We start from the raw sequence: 15018 nt of genomic DNA, 5'->3' as shown, positions 1-15018 counted from the left end.
TTACATGCCCGGCAACTTGTGCCCCTTGAACTGCTCGCGCAGCTTGTTTTTCTGGATCTTGCCCGTGGCGCCCATGGGCAAGGCGTCGATGAACAGCACGTCGTCCGGCGTCCACCACTTGGCGATCTTGCCTTCGAAAAATTGCAGTAACGCATCGCGCGTGACCGTCATGCCGGGACGCAGCACCACCACGAGCACGGGGCGCTCGTCCCATTTCGGGTGGAACACGCCGATGCAGGCCGCCTGCAGCACGGCCGGGTGCGCCATGGCCAGGTTTTCCAGGTCGATGGTGCCGATCCACTCGCCGCCCGACTTGATCACGTCCTTGCTGCGGTCCGTGATCTGCATGTAGCCGTCCCCGTCGATGGTGGCCACGTCGCCCGTGGGGAACCAGCCATCCTGCAGCACCTCGCCGCCCTCGTTCTTGTAGTACGAGGAAATGATCCACGGCCCTTTCACCAGCAAATGGCCGTAGGCCACGCCATCCCACGGCAATTCCTTGCCATCGTCGTCGACGATCTTCATGTCCACGCCATAAATCGCATGGCCCTGCTTTTGCAGGATCTTGCGCTGTTCCTCCTTCGGCAAGTCCAGGTGCTTGGTCTGCAAGCCGCCGGCCGTACCCAGCGGCGACATTTCCGTCATGCCCCAGGCGTGGATGACCTCGATGTCGAACTTGTCGATCAGGGTATCCATCATGGCGGGCGGGCACGCGGCGCCGCCGATCACCGTGCGGCGGAAGGTAGAAAACTGCAAGTTATTCTGCAAGGCGTGATTGAGCAAACCCAGCCAGACGGTGGGCACGCCGGCCGAAAACGTCACTCTTTCCGCCTCGAACAGTTCATACAGCGACTTGCCATCGAGCGCCGCGCCGGGAAACACCATGCGCGCGCCGGACAGGGGCACGGAATACGGCAAGCCCCACGCGTTCACGTGGAACATGGGCACGACGGGCAGCACGGTGTCCGAAGCGCGCACATTCAGGGCGCTGGGCATGGCCGACGCGTACGCGTGCAGCACGGTCGAGCGGTGCGAATACAGGGCGCCCTTGGGGTTGCCCGTCGTGCCCGACGTGTAGCACAGGGTGGCGGCTGCATTTTCGTCGAACAGGGGCCAGGCGTAATCGTCGGAATGCGTGGCGATCAAGTCTTCATAGCACAGCAGGTCGGGAATCGTGCTGCTGGCGGGCATGCGGTCGCGGTCGCACATCAGCACGAAGTGGCGCACAAAGGTGCAGTCGGCGGCGATTTTCTCCACCACGGGCAAGAAGGTCAGATCGAACAGCAAGACCTGGTCTTCGGCATGGTTCGAGATGTAGGCGATCTGGTCGGGGAACAGGCGCGGATTGATGGTGTGCAGCACGGCGCCCGAGCCGGACACGGCATAATAGGCTTCCAGGTGGCGGTAGCCATTCCAGGCCAGGGTGGCGACCCGGTCGCCCATGCCGACGCCGAGGCCATGCAAGGCGTTCGCCAGGCGCCGCGCGCGCTGGTGGCAATCGCGGTAGGTATAACGGTGCATATCGCCCTCCACCCGCCGCGAAATGATTTCGCTGCCTCCATAATGACGCGCTGCAAACTCGATAATGCTGGAAATCAGCAGGGGCTGATTCATCATCTGGCCCATCACTGGACTCAAGGGAAATGCCGACATCGTGTCTCCTGGGTTGGATACTCGGTTATTGTTGGAATTTAAAGATTTTCCTTAGTTTCGTACGGTCGTGCGGAAATCGTCAACGCATTTCGATATTGCATTGCAGCATGGAATTTTCGATTCCGTTTTTTGCCGCCTTGGCCCCATTTCCGCGCCCGCCACGCAGCTTGGCGCCGTGCGGTAAAATCGCCTTCCAGGCTGGCGCACCTTGCCGGCCCCTCTTATCTGACTGGAATTGCCATCACCGCTCATACCTTACCACTGGATAACGCCTTTGCGGCCTTGCCGCCCGCGTTCTATACGCGCTTGATGCCCACGCCCCTGCCCGCCCCGTATTTCGTGGCCGCCAGCGCGCCGGCCGCCAGCCTGGTCGGCCTCGATGCCGCGCGCCTGGCCGGGCCCGATTACGTGGAGCTGCTGAGCGGCAACACGGTTGCCGAGCGCTCGATTCCCCTGTCGGCCGTGTATTCGGGCCACCAGTTCGGCGTCTGGGCCGGCCAGCTGGGCGACGGCCGCGCCATCTTGCTGGGCGATATCGCCACCGAACACGGCCCGATGGAGCTGCAGCTGAAAGGCGCCGGCGCCACGCCGTACTCACGCATGGGCGACGGGCGCGCCGTGCTGCGCTCGTCCATCCGCGAATTCCTGTGCTCGGAAGCCATGGCGGCGCTGGGCATTCCCACCTCGCGCGCGCTGTCCATCATGGGTTCGCAGCAAGGCATCATGCGCGAAACGGTGGAAACGGCCGCCGTCGTGACGCGCATGGCGCCCAGTTTCGTGCGCTTCGGCTCGTTCGAACACTGGTTTTACCGCAAGAAGCCGGAGGAGCTGAAAATCCTGGCTGATTACGTCATCGACGGTTTTTATCCCCATTTGCGCGCCGCATCAAATCCATATCAAGCCTTGCTGGCCGAAGTGTGCGTGCGCACGGCGCACATGATTGCGCACTGGCAAGCCGTGGGTTTCATGCATGGCGTCATGAACACGGACAATATGTCCATCCTGGGCTTGACGCTCGATTACGGCCCCTTCGGCTTCATGGAAGCGTTTGACGCCGAGCACATCTGCAACCATACGGACCAGCAGGGCCGCTATTCCTACGCCAACCAGCCGCAAGTGGGCCACTGGAACTGCTATGCGCTGGGCCAGGCCCTGCTGCCGCTGATCGGCGAAGTGGAGCTGGCGCAGGCGGCGCTGGACGGCTACCAGCCCGCGTTTGCGGACAAGATGAATGCCTTGCTGCGCGTCAAGCTGGGTTTGCGCACGGTGCAGGACGACGACACGGCCCTGTTCGACAGCATGTTTGCGCTGATGCAAGCCAATCACGTGGATTTCACCAACTTCTTCCGCGCGCTGGCGACCTTGCAAGTGGCGGCCCCCGAACACGACACGATGCTGCGCGACATGTTCATCGACCGCCCCGCCTTCGATGCGTGGGCGACGACCTACCGCGCGCGCCTGCTGCAAGAAAAGAGTATCGATGCCGAGCGCAGTGCAGCCATGAACCAGGTCAACCCGAAATACGTGCTGCGCAACTACCTGGCGCAAGTGGCCATCGAGAAAGCCCAGCAGCACGATTACACGGAAGTGGCGAAATTGCTGGAAGTTTTGCAAAAGCCATTTGACGAACAGCCCGAACACCAGCACTATGCGGCCCTGCCGCCCGACTGGGCCAGCCACCTTGAAGTCAGCTGCTCATCCTAAGGAGTCCTTATGACCACGAATAAAGTCAAGAAAACCGACGCCGAATGGCGCGCCATGCTCGATTCGATGCAATACGAAGTCACGCGCCACGCGGCCACGGAACGGGCCTTCACGGGCAAGTTCTGGGACCACCATGAACACGGCGTCTACACCTGCGTCTGCTGCAACACGCCACTATTTGCCTCGGACACGAAATTCGACTCGGGCTGCGGCTGGCCCAGCTATTTCCAGGCGCTCGACCCGGCGAATGTCACGGAAATCGTCGACCGCAGCCACGGCATGGTGCGCACGGAAATCGTCTGCGCCGTCTGCGACGCCCACCTGGGCCACGTGTTCCCGGACGGCCCGCCGCCGACCGGCTTGCGCTATTGCATCAATTCGGCTTCCCTGCGCTTCGATCCGCAGCCGTGATGCCGGCAATGGCTTGGGCCTTGCTCCTAAGCCATTCCTAAGATGATTTTAATAAGACCAGTGTAAAGTCTCGCCATGAAATTTCTATTCGACCTCTTCCCCCTGATCGCCTTCTTCACCGCCTTCAAACTGGGCGGCATGTATGAAGCGGCCACGCACGATTTCGTGCAGCAATATCTGTCCGGCTTCGTGTCCGGCGGCCTGATCAAGGCCGACCAGGCGCCGTGGATACTTGCCACCCTCGTCGGCATCGTCGCCACGGCTTGCCAGGTCAGCTATCTGCTGCTGCGCGGGCGCAAGGTGGACGGCATGCTGTGGCTGTCGCTGTTCATCTTTGTCGTGTTCGGCGGCGCCAGCATTTACCTGCATGACGATTTCTTCCTGAAATGGAAGCCGACCCTGATCTACTGGCTGTCCGGCCTGGCCCTCTTGATCGCCCACGTGGGTTTCAAGAAAAACCTGATCCGCAAGACCATGGAAGCGCAAGTGCAATTGCCGGATGCCGTCTGGAACCAGCTGCTGGCCGCATGGATCATTTTCTTTGGCGCCATCGGCGCACTGAACCTGTTCGTCGCCTTCGTGCTGTACAAGGGCGACATGGCTGCCTGGGTCAGTTTCAAGGCGTTTGGCGCGACGGGCATTTTCTTTGCCTTCATCGTGGCGCAAACCCTGTTCCTGGCCAAACATATCAAGGAAGACGCATGATGCACACCACCACCGAAAATACTTCGCCGGAAACGCGCATGCAGCGCATTCGTACCCGCCTGGAAACGGCACTTTCCCCTCTGGAATGCGTGCTGGAAGACGACTCGGCGCGCCACCGGGGCCATGCGGGCGCCGCCTCGGGCGGCGGCCATTACAATCTACGCATTATTTCTAGTCAATTTGAGGGGCTCAGGCTCGTCATGCGCCATCGACTGGTGTATGATTCCGTGCACGATATGATGCATAATGAGATACATGCATTGGCGATTGTGGCATTGGCGCCGTCCGAGGTAGCATAAGGATGGCGTTTTTGGCGTACCCGGATCACTTGGGTATGCCCTTGCTTCTGGCGCCATGCCTGGATTTCTTTCCATGCGTTTTTTACGAAACTTTCCCTAACAGGATTTAATAATGACTTTTAAGCCAGCCCGCTTGCTGATCGCACTACTCGCCGTTGTCGCGGTACCTGTTTTTGCGCAAAATGTTGCCGTTGTTAATGGCAAGCCTATCCCATCGTCGCGCGTTGATGCAGTCGTCAAGCAAGTCGTCGCCCAAGGCCAGCAACCGGATTCGCCGCAATTGCGCGAAATGATCAAGAAGGACTTGATCGGCCGTGAAGTGCTGATGCAAGAAGCGGAAAACAAAGGTTTCGGTAAAGATGCAGCAGTCAAGCAGCAAATCGAGAACGCACGCCAGGCCATCGTCATCAACGCCCTGGTCGGCGACTACCTGAAAAAGAACCCCGTCAACGACGCTGAAATCAAGGCGGAATACGACCGTTTCGTGGCCCAGACCGGCGACAAGGAATACCACGTACGCCACATCCTGGTAGCGACCGAAGCGGAAGCGAAAGACATCATCGCCAAGCTGAAAGGCGGCGCCAAGTTCGAAGACCTGGCCAAGCAATCGAAAGATGCCGGCTCGGCCGACAACGGCGGCGACCTGGATTGGGCAGCGCCATCGTCCTTCCCGAAAGTCTTCTCCGACGCCTTCGTGAAACTGCAAAAAGGCCAGGTCACCGACACCCCGGTGCAAACGCCTAACGGTTTCCACGTGATCAAGCTGGACGACACCCGCGCGGCAAAATTGCCAACCCTGGAAGAAGTCAAGCCACAGATCGCCGAAGCGCTGCAGCAAAAGAAACTGCAAGCGTATCAGGAAGAAATGATCAAAAAAGCGAAAGTTCAGTAAGAACTGACCTCCCCGGCGCCCTTTTCGGCGCCGGTCGTGTATTCTGCGCCTGAATGCGTACTGCACGGCAGTCGCGATCTTTTGTATCGGTTTTTGTATACTTATTAGGAATGAACATGATTTTGAAGCCAGCCCGCCTGATCTTAGCCCTGGTCGCCGTTGTAGCGATCCCTGCGTTCGCGCAAAACGTGGCCACCGTGAACGGCAAGGCCATCCCTTCGTCGCGCGTCGACCAGGTCGTCAAGCAAGTCGTCGCCCAAGGCAAACAAGCCGATTCGCCGCAATTGCGCGAAGCCATCAAAAAAGACCTGATCGGCCGTGAAGTGCTGATCCAGGAAGCCGACAAACAAGGCTACGGCACGCGTCCGGAAGTCAAGTCGCAGATCGACAATGCCCGTCAAAGCATCATCATCAACGCCCTGCTGGCCGACTACGTGAAGAAGAACCCAGTCAAGGACGCTGAAATCAAGGCCGAATACGACAAGTTCAAGGCACAAGCGGGCGACAAGGAATACCATGCACGCCACATCCTGGTAGCCACCGAAGCGGAAGCGAAAGACATCATCGCCAAGCTGAAAGGCGGCGCCAAGTTCGAAGAACTGGCAAAAGTATCGAAAGACGGTTCCGCAGCCAATGGCGGCGACCTGGACTGGGCTAGCCCAGCTTCGTACGTGAAGCCATTCTCCGACGCCATGGTCGCCCTGAAACCAGGCCAGGTCACGCAAACGCCCGTGCAATCGCAATTCGGCTTCCACGTGATCAAGCTGGAAGAAACCCGTCCGACGAAGTTGCCGGCACTGGAAGAAGTCAAGGGCCAGGTGGCCGAGTCGCTGCAACAGAAGAAACTCGCCGCCTACCGCGATGAGTTGATGAAGAAGGCAAAAATCCAATAAAAACGCCTGATATAAGCTACTGCGCGTCGCGCTTTGCGGCCTGCGATGCTCACCGCCTCGGCGGCCCCGTACTTTCGTACGGTTGCGCGTCTCGGCCACAAATCGCTGCCGCTCGCTACGCTTCTATCAGCCGTTTGGATGGCTGGACAAGAGCGCTCTTCGGAGCGCTTTTTTTACGTCTGAAAAAAGCGAGATGCGATGGATTTACATGCAGAACTGAAGGCGGCGCTGGAAGCGGTTGCCGAACCGGGCCGTGCGGGGCCCATGCAGGCCTACATGCGCGACCAGTTCGTTTTCCTGGGCGTGGCAGCGCCGCAGCGGCGGCTGGCCGCCAGGGGCTTGCTGGCGGGCTTGCAAGGCATCGGTGCCGATGCCCTGCTGGAACATGCGCAACTGCTGTGGCAACAGCCGGAGCGCGAATACCAGCACGTGGCGCTCGACATGCTGGCCCTGCACCGGCGCCAGCTGGGCATCGAGCACCTCCCCGCCCTGCTGGCACTGGCGCGCCAGCGCGCGTGGTGGGACAGCGTCGACGGCATGGCGGGCATCGTCGGCGAGGTGCTGCAGGCGGAACAACAGCGCAGCGGCGACGGCCATGCGCACATGGAGGGCGCCTTGCGCCATGAGGACTTCTGGCTGCGCCGCATCGCCATGCTGCACCAGCTGGGCTGGCGGGCCGAGACGGATGCGGCCTGGCTGTTCGGCGCGGCGCTGGCGCTGGCCCACGAAGACGAGTTTTTCATCCGCAAGGCCATCGGCTGGGCCTTGCGCGACTACGCGCGCCACGCGCCCGAGGCCGTGTCGACATTTGCCGACGCGCACCGCCAGCAACTGTCGGCGCTCAGCTACCGCGAAGCGTTGAAACACCAGCCACGCTGAAGGCCGAGCCGCCCAGCAGGCGCAGCGCCGCATCGATGCGCGGCGCGGCATCCCAGGCCGGCGCGGGCGCCAGCAAGCCCAGGGCCATCTGCCGCAGGGGCTCGGCAATCACCATGGCCAGCAGCAAGCCGGCCAGCTCCCGCCCATCCTGCAGCGCCAGATGGCCGCGCGCGGCCTGGCGCTGCAGCCAGTCGGCCAGCAGGGCCGTGCCCCGCTCGATGCCGTTGCGCTGATACACGGCAAGTAAATCCGCGCGGGCGGGAAACTCCGTGCACAGCAGGCGGAACAGTCCCACGGCGTCCGCCGTCAGCACGCGCGCCGCCATCGCCTGCAAGATCTCTTTTAACAGCGGCAACACCTCGCCAGGCCCGGCCGCATCGTGCGCCATGGCCGGCAGGAAAGCGTCCGTCCAGCCGCGCACCACCAGGGCGACCAGTTCCTCGCGGTTGGCCGCGTATTGATACAGCGATTTCTTTGCCATGCCCGCGTGGCGCGCCACCGCTTCCATGGTCGTGGCCGCATAGCCTTCGTTCAGCAGCAGCCAGGTAGCCGCCTGCACGGCCGCCTCGCGTGCCTCCTCGGGAGGCCGCGCCGGACGGCCCCGTCCGCGCAAGGCCTTGCTCTCTTCTTCCTGCATGCCAGCTCCAAGCTTGATCGATGAGCAATTTTACACTGAAACATATTTAGGAAACGCTAAACGTTTCTTTAATATATAATTGGCTCACCTCAACAAAGGAGAACGACATGACGCAGCATATTGAATTCCCATGGAGCATTACCAGCACGGGCGACTTGCTCGACCCATTCCCCCTGCACCTGGAAACGGGCGTCACGCGCCTGGAAAACGGTTGCCTGCTGGTGGCAGCGCGCACGGAACTGCACGGCTGCAGCGGGCGCATGCTGGACTGGTGGTTTACGTTTTTCGAGACGACGCAGCACATCAAATGGTGGCACCCGCACGATCACGTGGCCCATCATGGCTGGAACAGCGCGTGGAAAAAGGGAGAAAGTTACTATGGCGCCTCGATCGAGGCAGTGGAATCGCTGGGCGACATTCCGCCCGTGAAAGCCAAGCTGAAGTTCCATGATCCGAAGGATGTATTTGATACGGCGCAACTGCAACAGGCCAGGGACAGCGGCGCCCTGTCGGCCGCCATCTGCGCGCGCATCGGCTTCGGCGACCATGTGGTGCTCGATCCCCAGGGCGACCCGCTCGATGGCGAAATGCTGCACCTGACGCGCGACACCCCCACGGGCTGCGTGCTGCGCAGCCGCTTCTTGCTAGGCCGCAATAGCCTGAACCCCATGCGCGACGTGCCCGACGTGCTGGGCCTGAACTTGCTGCGCCATTGCTACAGCGAATTTACCTACCTGTCGCGCTTCTTGCCGTCGCTGTACTACGGCGAACATGGCAACGGCGAAAAGGCCCCGCTGCCCTGGTAAGGCAGGTCCTTACAGCCGCTTGTGCATGCGCGCCAGCGGCAGTTTGAGGCCATCGGGCAAGTCCAGATAAAACTCTTCCGTCACGGCAAAGCCGCTGGCCAGGTACAGTGGCACGCCGGGCAAGGTGGCGGCCAGTTCCAGAGAGGTAAAACCGGCGGCCAGCGCCTGGCGTTCGCAATGGCGCATCAGCATGCTGCCCAGGCCCTGACGCGCGGCGCCTGGCTCCACAAAGAAGGCGCGGATGCGGCCCGGCTGGCTGGCCGGATCGAGCAGCGGGTCCGGGCCGCTCTTGGCGCGGTCGGCGCCATACAGGGTGGCGCGCCGGCTCCAGCCGCCGCAGGCCAGCATGGCGCCCTCCCGTTCGATGACGAAATACGTCTGGTCGGCAACGAGCTGCGTATCGACGCCGAACACGTGGCGCGTCACGGACTCGGCCTGTTCCGGCGTATAAAACCCCGCGCTCAGCGCCACGCCGGAACGGGCAATCAGCGCGTTCATGGCAGGCACATCGGCCGGCAGCGCCACGCGCAAGCTGCTCAAAGCGCCAAAGCTGAACCAGGCGCGGCTGATGCGTCCCTGCTCCACTTCATACGTCGCCACCAGTTCCTGCGCCGACACGCCATCGTCCGTGTCGCCATGGACGATTTCATGGTCGATCACCAGCTTGCCGCAGGCGATGCGGTTGAGTAACTGCGCGTGCGGTTTGCTGGCGGCGAAGCGGGCCGTGAAACGGGGGCCGATTTGCCCGCTGCCTGTGGCCAGCAAGGCATCGGGATGCTGGAATTGCTGTGCGTCATCGGCATAGATGGCCAGCAAGGCCGGCACGTCGTGCGCGTTGTAGGCGTCCAGTTGGGCCTGGACCACCGCGACGGGAGAAATGCGTGTATCGTTGGCAAGCGCCATGCGTGTACCTGTTGTGATGTGGGTGGAAAGTTGCAAAGCGTAACACTGTCGCTCCTGTCGCGGCGCGGTTTGCTGCGATAATTATAAGACTCGTCATAAGATTCGTCGCCAGACGCATCTTGCGACGTCACCAATCAATCGCAAATCGCAGCAGGAGTAGATATCATGAAATGGGAAGGCAATCGCGAAAGCGACAATGTGGAAGATCGCCGTGGCGAAGACGGCGGTGGGGGCGGCGGCGGTGGCGGCTTCGGTTTTGGCGGGCGCTCGATCGGCATCGGCACCATCGTCATCGCCCTCGTCGGCTCGTATGTGCTGGGCGTCAATCCCTTGACCTTGCTCAACCTGCTCAGCGGCGGTGGCGGCCAGATCAGCACCCAGCAAAGCCAGTCGCCCGCGCGCCAGCCGCCCGAATCGGACGAGATGGCCCGCTTCGTGAAAACCGTGCTGGCCGATACGGAAGACACCTGGGGCGCCCTGTTCAAGGCCGAAGGCGGCAGCTATGTGAAACCCAAGCTGGTGCTGTTTTCCGGCAGCACGCCGACGGCTTGCGGCACGGGCCAGAGCGCCAGCGGGCCTTTCTATTGCCCTGGCGACCAGAAAGTCTACCTGGACCTCGATTTCTTCAACCTGATGCAGCAGCGCTTCAAGGTCTCGGGCGAATTTGCCGAAGCCTACGTGATCGCGCATGAAGTGGGCCACCACGTGCAAAACCTGATGGGCTTGTCCGAGAAGGTCGACAATGCCCGCCGCACGCAATCGGAGCGCCAGGCCAACGCCATGTCCGTGCGCCTGGAATTGCAGGCCGACTGCTTTGCCGGCGTGTGGGCGTATCACGCGAACGCCGACCGCAAGATCCTGGAACAGGGCGACGTGGAAGCGGCCCTGAAAGCGGCCACGGCCATCGGCGACGATGCGCTGCAGCGCCAGTCGCAAGGCCATGTCGTGCCGGACTCGTTTACGCACGGCACCTCGGAGCAGCGCGTGCGCTGGTTCAGCAAGGGCATCGAGAGCGGCCAGATTTCCCAGTGCAACACCTTCGAGGCACGCCAACTGTAGGCCCTTGCCGGCCGGTTGCAGGCGCACTGGGCACGGCGCGCCTGCCCGTGCCACGCTACCTCACGTCGATGCGCCCATATTGTCCGTGCGCCTCGTCAGCCGGCCCGGCCGCATAGAACAGGGTATTGACGGGCTGGCTGTTGAGGCCATTGCCGAAGGCGATGCCCCACAAGCCATCGATCACCAGCGGCGTGCCGTCGGGCTTGAGCAGCGGCCCGCCAGCCTTGCCCGTGACGGTGTCATAGGCGTTGATCTTGCCATCGCCAAAATTCCCGATCAACAGCATATTGCTGGCAGAGCCGAAGTCGGCCGGCGCCAGCGCCATGCCCCATGGCGCATTCAAGGCCCCACCGCTCACCAGCCGCTTGATCAGCGTGCCGCCGGTGTCGTACACATTGACGATGCCCAGGCCCGCGCCCGCCTCCTCGTCGTCGCCGCTGGCTTCGCGCTTGGCATAGGCGACATAGATGCGCTCGCCGATGGCCTGGATGCCGAACGGTGCATAGCCGGCCGGCAAGCCGGGATCGCTGAACGCGCCAGGCCAGCTGGCCCTGGCAAAATTGGCATCGAAGACGTCGACGCGCCCGTTATGGAAATCGGCCGCGTACAGGTAGTTGGCGCCCGCATAGGCGGCAATCGCCAGGCCCTTGTAGACGCTGCCGCCGGCGCTGCCGTCATACACGACCAGGGCCGTGACGGGACTGACCGTGGGCGACCAGGCCGAGATGCTCCCGCTTTCGCTGGCGAAGATGAAGGGGCTGGGCGCCGTCACGCCATTCTGGCTCAGCTTGAAATCCTGCGTGCCGTTGAAGACGATGCCCGTCGGCCCTGCCGGCGTGCTGACCACCAGCGATTGCGGCACGCCGTTGCCGTCGTATAAGGTCGACTTCGCCGTGCCATTCGCCGCCACCCAGACGAAGCCGCGCGGATTGAACGCCACGCCCCAGGCATTGACGAGGTTAGGGTCCGTGTGCGCGGCCGGCAGCGCGGCCGTATCGGACACGAGGCTGGTCGCCGCATATGCGTTCAGGGCTGGCGGCTTGTGATGGTGATGGCCGCCGCCGCAGGCAAACAGCACGGTGGCCAGCGCGGCGGCGAGACAGGCGCAAACAATCTGCCTGGTGGTATGCGTTTTCATGGCGTTCCCCTTCTGCGTGATCGGCAGAGTTGCGCTGCCTGCCATCAGGGTATAAGCGGACCGTGCCGGGCGCTTGAGCCGCGTCAAGCGCAGCGCAGATAGGGCTTGCGCCCCGTCAGGGTATGCCGACGTCGTAGCGCTTGCCCAGCTTTTTCAGTTCGCCTGTCTCGATCAGGCTATTCAATTCCTGGTCGAACTGCAGGCGCAGCTTGTCGAAGGCGGGCGAGCGGGGAAAGGCAAAATAGCCATTCTGCACTTCTATGACTTTGGGCAAGGGTTTCACTTGGCGCCCATAGCCGAGGCGGGCGATCACGGGGTCGGTATTGCGGCGGTTGCTGACGAACACGTCGACGTGGTTATGCACCAGCATCTTCAAGCCGTTTTCCACGTTATTCGCCACGCTGACCTGCAAGCCGGGGCGCACGCGCTCCCAGTCCGCGCCATAGGCCCAGCCATTGAGCAGCACCACCCGGCGGCTCTTCAGCACCGCGTAATCGCCATCCCAGCCGAAGCTGGCATCCTGGCGCGTATAGAAGACCATCTGGTCCTGGTAAAACGGCTTGTCGGCAAACGCCATGCCGGCGATACGCTCGGGCGTCTTGTAGGGCCCGATCAAGATATCGGCCTGGCCCTGCACCAGCATGGCTTGCGCGCGCGCCCACGGCACCATGCGGAAACGCACGGTATTGCCCGTCCGGGCCGCCATCAGGCGCAGCAGTTCCGCGCCCAGGCCGCCATACTCGCCGCTATCCTGGTACTCGAAGACGCGCTCGAACTGCGCGCCCACGGCCAGCAGCTCGCGCGCCTGCAGCGGCGCGGCAAATGCCGGCCACAGCAGCGCCAAGGCCAGCAGGCGCCGCCCTGCTCCGCTCATCAGCCGACGATGCGCAAGGAGTAATCGGTGGCCCGCACATCCTTGGTCAGGCTGCCGATCGAGATGCGGTCCACGCCCGTTTCGGCAATCGCGCGCACGGTATCGAAATTGATGCCGCCGGACGCTTCCAGCAAGGCGCGGCCATGCGTCAAGGCCACGGCATCGCGCATCATGTCGTTGCTGAAGTTATCGAGCAAGACGGAGACGGCGCCCCCATCCAGCGCTTCCTGCAATTGCGCCAGGGTTTCCACCTCGATCTGCACGGGCACGCCCGCGTCGAGATTGCGCGCGTTTTCCAGGGCCTGGCTGACGCCGCCCGCGGCAGCGATATGGTTTTCCTTGATCAGGATGCCGTCATACAGGGCCAGGCGCTGGTTCTTGCCGCCGCCCACGCGCACCGCATACTTTTGCGCCAGGCGCAGGCCCGGCAAGGTCTTGCGCGTGTCCAGGATGGACGCTTTCGTGCCGGCGACCACGTCGACATACTGGCGCGTGGCCGTGGCGACCGCCGACAGCAATTGCAGGAAATTGAGGGCGCTGCGCTCGGCCGTGAGCAAGGCGCGTGCCGGCGCTTCGATCGTGCACACGACGCTGTCGGCCTTCATCATGTCGCCTTCGGCGTAATGCCAAACGATGTCGATGCTGCGGTCCAGGCTTTTCATGATGCCTTCGAACCAAGGCGCGCCGCACAGCACGGCTGCTTCGCGCACGATGACACGGGCCGTGACGATGTGGTCTGGCGGCACCAGTTCACCCGTCAGGTCGCACTGGCCCACGTCTTCCAGCAAGGCGGCCAGCAAATTGCCTTCGAATGCGCGCGCCAGGGCGGGATCGAAAGGAGCGAAAGAATTAACGAGGGTACTCATGCTGGACCGATTCCTTGGAACAATTTAGTTTCTTTTGCCAGGTCCGCGCCCGGCTTGAGGCCCGCCTTCTTGGCGGCGGCGAAGTCGAGCATGCGGTTGATTGAGCGCACGGCCAGCTGGCCGACGGCAGGATCGACGTGGATTTCGTTATGCATGTTTTCCAGCGTTTCAGCCAGGTTCAGCAAACCGTTCATGGCCATCCACGGGCAGTGCGCGCAGCTCTTGCACGTGGCGCTGTTGCCGGCCGTGGGCGCTTCGATGAAACGCTTGCCCGGCGCGGCCGCGCGCATCTTGTGCAGGATGCCGTTGTCGGTGGCGACAATGAACGTGTCCGTATCCATGGTTTGCGCTGCCGCAATCATTTGCGACGTGGAACCGACCATGTCGGCCAGGGCCACCACATTCGCGGGCGACTCCGGATGCACGAGCACCTTGGCTTGCGGATACTCTTCCTTGAGCAAATCGAGTTCGATGCCCTTGAACTCGTCATGCACGAGGCAGCTGCCCTGCCACAGCAGCATGTCGGCGCCCGTTTCTTTCTGGATATACGAACCCAGGTGCTTGTCGGGCGCCCACAGGATTTTCTTGCCTTGCGCATGCAAATGGGCAACGATGTCGAGGCCGATGGACGACGTCACCATCCAGTCCGCGCGCGCCTTGACTGCGGCGCTGGTGTTGGCGTAGACGACGACCGTGCGGTCCGGATGGGCGTCGCAAAAGGCCGTGAATTCGTCCACCGGGCAGCCCAGGTCGAGCGAACAGGTGGCGTCGAGGTCGGGCATCAATACCGTTTTTTCGGGACTGAGGATTTTCGCCGTTTCGCCCATAAAGCGCACGCCGGCCACGACCAGGGTCTTGGCCGGATGGTCGCGCCCGAAGCGGGCCATTTCCAGGGAATCGGAGACGCAGCCGCCCGTGGCTTCCGCCAGGTCTTGCAGGTCAGCATCAACGTAGTAGTGGGCAACGAGCACGGCTTCGCGCTCGATCAGCAAGCGCTTGATGCGCGTGATCAGTTCGGCTTTTTCGGCCGGGGAAGGCGTCGCTGGCGTGCGTGCCCAGGCGTGGGCAGTGCAGCTGGCTCCGTCTTGTGGATGTTCGTACTCGACGGATTTGATGGCTAAAGTTTGCATGGCTGTGTCAAACAAAAACGGGATAGACCGGCACGATTGCAATAAAGCAGGTGCGCCGGAACGAAAGGACCGCGGCGCGTCGGTGTGGTGATACCAGAGTACACCACCAGCTTTCCAAACGCCTGATAAAACCGTAGCGAGCGGCAGCGATTTGTGGCCGAGAAGCGCA

General features: G+C 62.2%; 16 protein-coding genes. 9 read left to right on the top strand and 7 right to left on the bottom strand.

Translation table 11 applies throughout. The features are described 5' to 3' along the window. The gene (locus OX459_RS10025) at positions 1 to 1653 is read right to left on the bottom strand and encodes a 3-(methylthio)propionyl-CoA ligase (protein ID WP_289904883.1); all 1653 of its coding nucleotides are present in this window, start codon (positions 1651 to 1653) and stop codon (positions 1 to 3) included. Between the two features lie 261 nt (positions 1654 to 1914). Here OX459_RS10025 and OX459_RS10020 point away from each other — a divergent pair, with 261 nt between their 5' ends. From OX459_RS10020 to OX459_RS09990, 7 genes are all read left to right on the top strand, one after another. Further along, positions 1915 to 3357: a protein adenylyltransferase SelO gene (locus OX459_RS10020; protein ID WP_289905577.1), complete on the top strand. Its 1443-nt coding sequence runs from the start codon at positions 1915 to 1917 to the stop codon at positions 3355 to 3357. Between the two features lie 9 nt (positions 3358 to 3366). After that, complete coding sequence (gene msrB, locus OX459_RS10015) at positions 3367 to 3768, top strand: peptide-methionine (R)-S-oxide reductase MsrB (protein ID WP_034756083.1); 402 nt, start codon at positions 3367 to 3369, stop codon at positions 3766 to 3768. Between the two features lie 75 nt (positions 3769 to 3843). Further along, positions 3844 to 4473: a septation protein A gene (locus OX459_RS10010; RefSeq protein ID WP_099411909.1), complete on the top strand. Its 630-nt coding sequence runs from the start codon at positions 3844 to 3846 to the stop codon at positions 4471 to 4473. Then, positions 4470 to 4772 (top strand): BolA family protein, encoded by a 303-nt coding sequence (locus tag OX459_RS10005; protein ID WP_251348613.1) that lies wholly within the window; start codon positions 4470 to 4472, stop codon positions 4770 to 4772. Before OX459_RS10010 ends, OX459_RS10005 begins: the two co-directional genes overlap by 4 nt. A gap of 112 nt (positions 4773 to 4884) precedes the next feature. Beyond that, entirely contained in the window at positions 4885 to 5664 is a 780-nt protein-coding gene (locus OX459_RS10000; RefSeq protein ID WP_077404793.1) for a peptidyl-prolyl cis-trans isomerase, read from the top strand. Between the two features lie 116 nt (positions 5665 to 5780). Further along, entirely contained in the window at positions 5781 to 6557 is a 777-nt protein-coding gene (locus OX459_RS09995) for a peptidylprolyl isomerase (RefSeq protein ID WP_034756072.1), read from the top strand. 198 nt (positions 6558 to 6755) lie between these two features. Beyond that, positions 6756 to 7436, top strand: coding sequence for a DNA alkylation repair protein (locus tag OX459_RS09990; protein WP_289904882.1), 681 nt, complete (start codon positions 6756 to 6758; stop codon positions 7434 to 7436). On the opposite strand, the gene OX459_RS09985 is transcribed toward OX459_RS09990, so the two are convergent. Continuing rightward, on the bottom strand, positions 7399 to 8073 hold the full coding sequence (locus tag OX459_RS09985; RefSeq protein ID WP_289904881.1) for a TetR/AcrR family transcriptional regulator: 675 nt from the start codon (positions 8071 to 8073) through the stop codon (positions 7399 to 7401). The two genes, OX459_RS09990 and OX459_RS09985, sit on opposite strands and share 38 nt — an antisense overlap. Before the next feature lie 107 nt (positions 8074 to 8180). On the opposite strand from OX459_RS09985, the gene OX459_RS09980 reads away from it, so the two are divergent. Continuing rightward, positions 8181 to 8879, top strand: coding sequence for a hydrolase (locus OX459_RS09980; protein ID WP_289904880.1), 699 nt, complete (start codon positions 8181 to 8183; stop codon positions 8877 to 8879). A gap of 9 nt (positions 8880 to 8888) precedes the next feature. On the opposite strand, the gene OX459_RS09975 is transcribed toward OX459_RS09980, so the two are convergent. Further along, entirely contained in the window at positions 8889 to 9782 is an 894-nt protein-coding gene (locus OX459_RS09975) for a GNAT family N-acetyltransferase (protein ID WP_289904879.1), read from the bottom strand. Between the two features lie 165 nt (positions 9783 to 9947). Between OX459_RS09975 and OX459_RS09970 the strand changes: the two genes are divergently transcribed. Further along, positions 9948 to 10841 carry a neutral zinc metallopeptidase gene (locus tag OX459_RS09970; RefSeq protein ID WP_099667876.1) on the top strand — a complete coding sequence of 298 codons (894 nt, stop codon included), beginning with the start codon at positions 9948 to 9950 and terminating at the stop codon, positions 10839 to 10841. 55 nt (positions 10842 to 10896) lie between these two features. Here the strand turns inward: OX459_RS09970 and OX459_RS09965 are convergent, their stop codons facing one another. The 4 genes from OX459_RS09965 to nadA all read right to left on the bottom strand — a co-directional run bounded on the left by OX459_RS09965 (position 10897) and on the right by nadA (position 14849). Next, positions 10897 to 11979 carry a TIGR03118 family protein gene (locus OX459_RS09965; protein ID WP_289904878.1) on the bottom strand — a complete coding sequence of 361 codons (1083 nt, stop codon included), beginning with the start codon at positions 11977 to 11979 and terminating at the stop codon, positions 10897 to 10899. Positions 11980 to 12094: 115 nt separating this feature from the next. Beyond that, entirely contained in the window at positions 12095 to 12853 is a 759-nt protein-coding gene (locus OX459_RS09960; protein ID WP_289904876.1) for a transporter substrate-binding domain-containing protein, read from the bottom strand. Then, on the bottom strand, positions 12853 to 13719 hold the full coding sequence (gene nadC, locus OX459_RS09955; protein ID WP_289904875.1) for a carboxylating nicotinate-nucleotide diphosphorylase: 867 nt from the start codon (positions 13717 to 13719) through the stop codon (positions 12853 to 12855). Before nadC ends, OX459_RS09960 begins: the two co-directional genes overlap by 1 nt. Continuing rightward, positions 13716 to 14849, bottom strand: a complete 1134-nt coding sequence (gene nadA, locus OX459_RS09950) for a quinolinate synthase NadA (RefSeq protein ID WP_289904874.1) — start codon at positions 14847 to 14849, stop codon at positions 13716 to 13718. The genes nadC and nadA overlap by 4 nt, the downstream gene beginning before the upstream one ends. Positions 14850 to 15018: the final 169 nt, after the last annotated feature.

Source organism: Janthinobacterium sp. SUN026, assembly GCF_030397625.1.
In the GTDB taxonomy this organism is placed as follows: Bacteria; Pseudomonadota; Gammaproteobacteria; order Burkholderiales; family Burkholderiaceae_D; genus Janthinobacterium; species Janthinobacterium kumbetense.
This window is presented reverse-complemented; position numbering and strand designations above follow the sequence as displayed.

Coding starts and splice junctions, on each gene's coding strand:
- OX459_RS10025 (WP_289904883.1), bottom strand. CDS start 1,653: ATGTCGGCATTTCCCTTGAGTCCAGTGATGGGCCAGATGATGAATCAG.
- msrB (WP_034756083.1), top strand. CDS start 3,367: ATGACCACGAATAAAGTCAAGAAAACCGACGCCGAATGGCGCGCCATG.
- OX459_RS10010 (WP_099411909.1), top strand. CDS start 3,844: ATGAAATTTCTATTCGACCTCTTCCCCCTGATCGCCTTCTTCACCGCC.
- OX459_RS10005 (WP_251348613.1), top strand. CDS start 4,470: ATGATGCACACCACCACCGAAAATACTTCGCCGGAAACGCGCATGCAG.
- OX459_RS10000 (WP_077404793.1), top strand. CDS start 4,885: ATGACTTTTAAGCCAGCCCGCTTGCTGATCGCACTACTCGCCGTTGTC.
- OX459_RS09995 (WP_034756072.1), top strand. CDS start 5,781: ATGATTTTGAAGCCAGCCCGCCTGATCTTAGCCCTGGTCGCCGTTGTA.
- OX459_RS09990 (WP_289904882.1), top strand. CDS start 6,756: ATGGATTTACATGCAGAACTGAAGGCGGCGCTGGAAGCGGTTGCCGAA.
- OX459_RS09985 (WP_289904881.1), bottom strand. CDS start 8,073: ATGCAGGAAGAAGAGAGCAAGGCCTTGCGCGGACGGGGCCGTCCGGCG.
- OX459_RS09980 (WP_289904880.1), top strand. CDS start 8,181: ATGACGCAGCATATTGAATTCCCATGGAGCATTACCAGCACGGGCGAC.
- OX459_RS09975 (WP_289904879.1), bottom strand. CDS start 9,782: ATGGCGCTTGCCAACGATACACGCATTTCTCCCGTCGCGGTGGTCCAG.
- OX459_RS09970 (WP_099667876.1), top strand. CDS start 9,948: ATGAAATGGGAAGGCAATCGCGAAAGCGACAATGTGGAAGATCGCCGT.
- OX459_RS09965 (WP_289904878.1), bottom strand. CDS start 11,979: ATGAAAACGCATACCACCAGGCAGATTGTTTGCGCCTGTCTCGCCGCC.
- OX459_RS09960 (WP_289904876.1), bottom strand. CDS start 12,853: ATGAGCGGAGCAGGGCGGCGCCTGCTGGCCTTGGCGCTGCTGTGGCCG.
- nadC (WP_289904875.1), bottom strand. CDS start 13,719: ATGAGTACCCTCGTTAATTCTTTCGCTCCTTTCGATCCCGCCCTGGCG.
- nadA (WP_289904874.1), bottom strand. CDS start 14,849: ATGCAAACTTTAGCCATCAAATCCGTCGAGTACGAACATCCACAAGAC.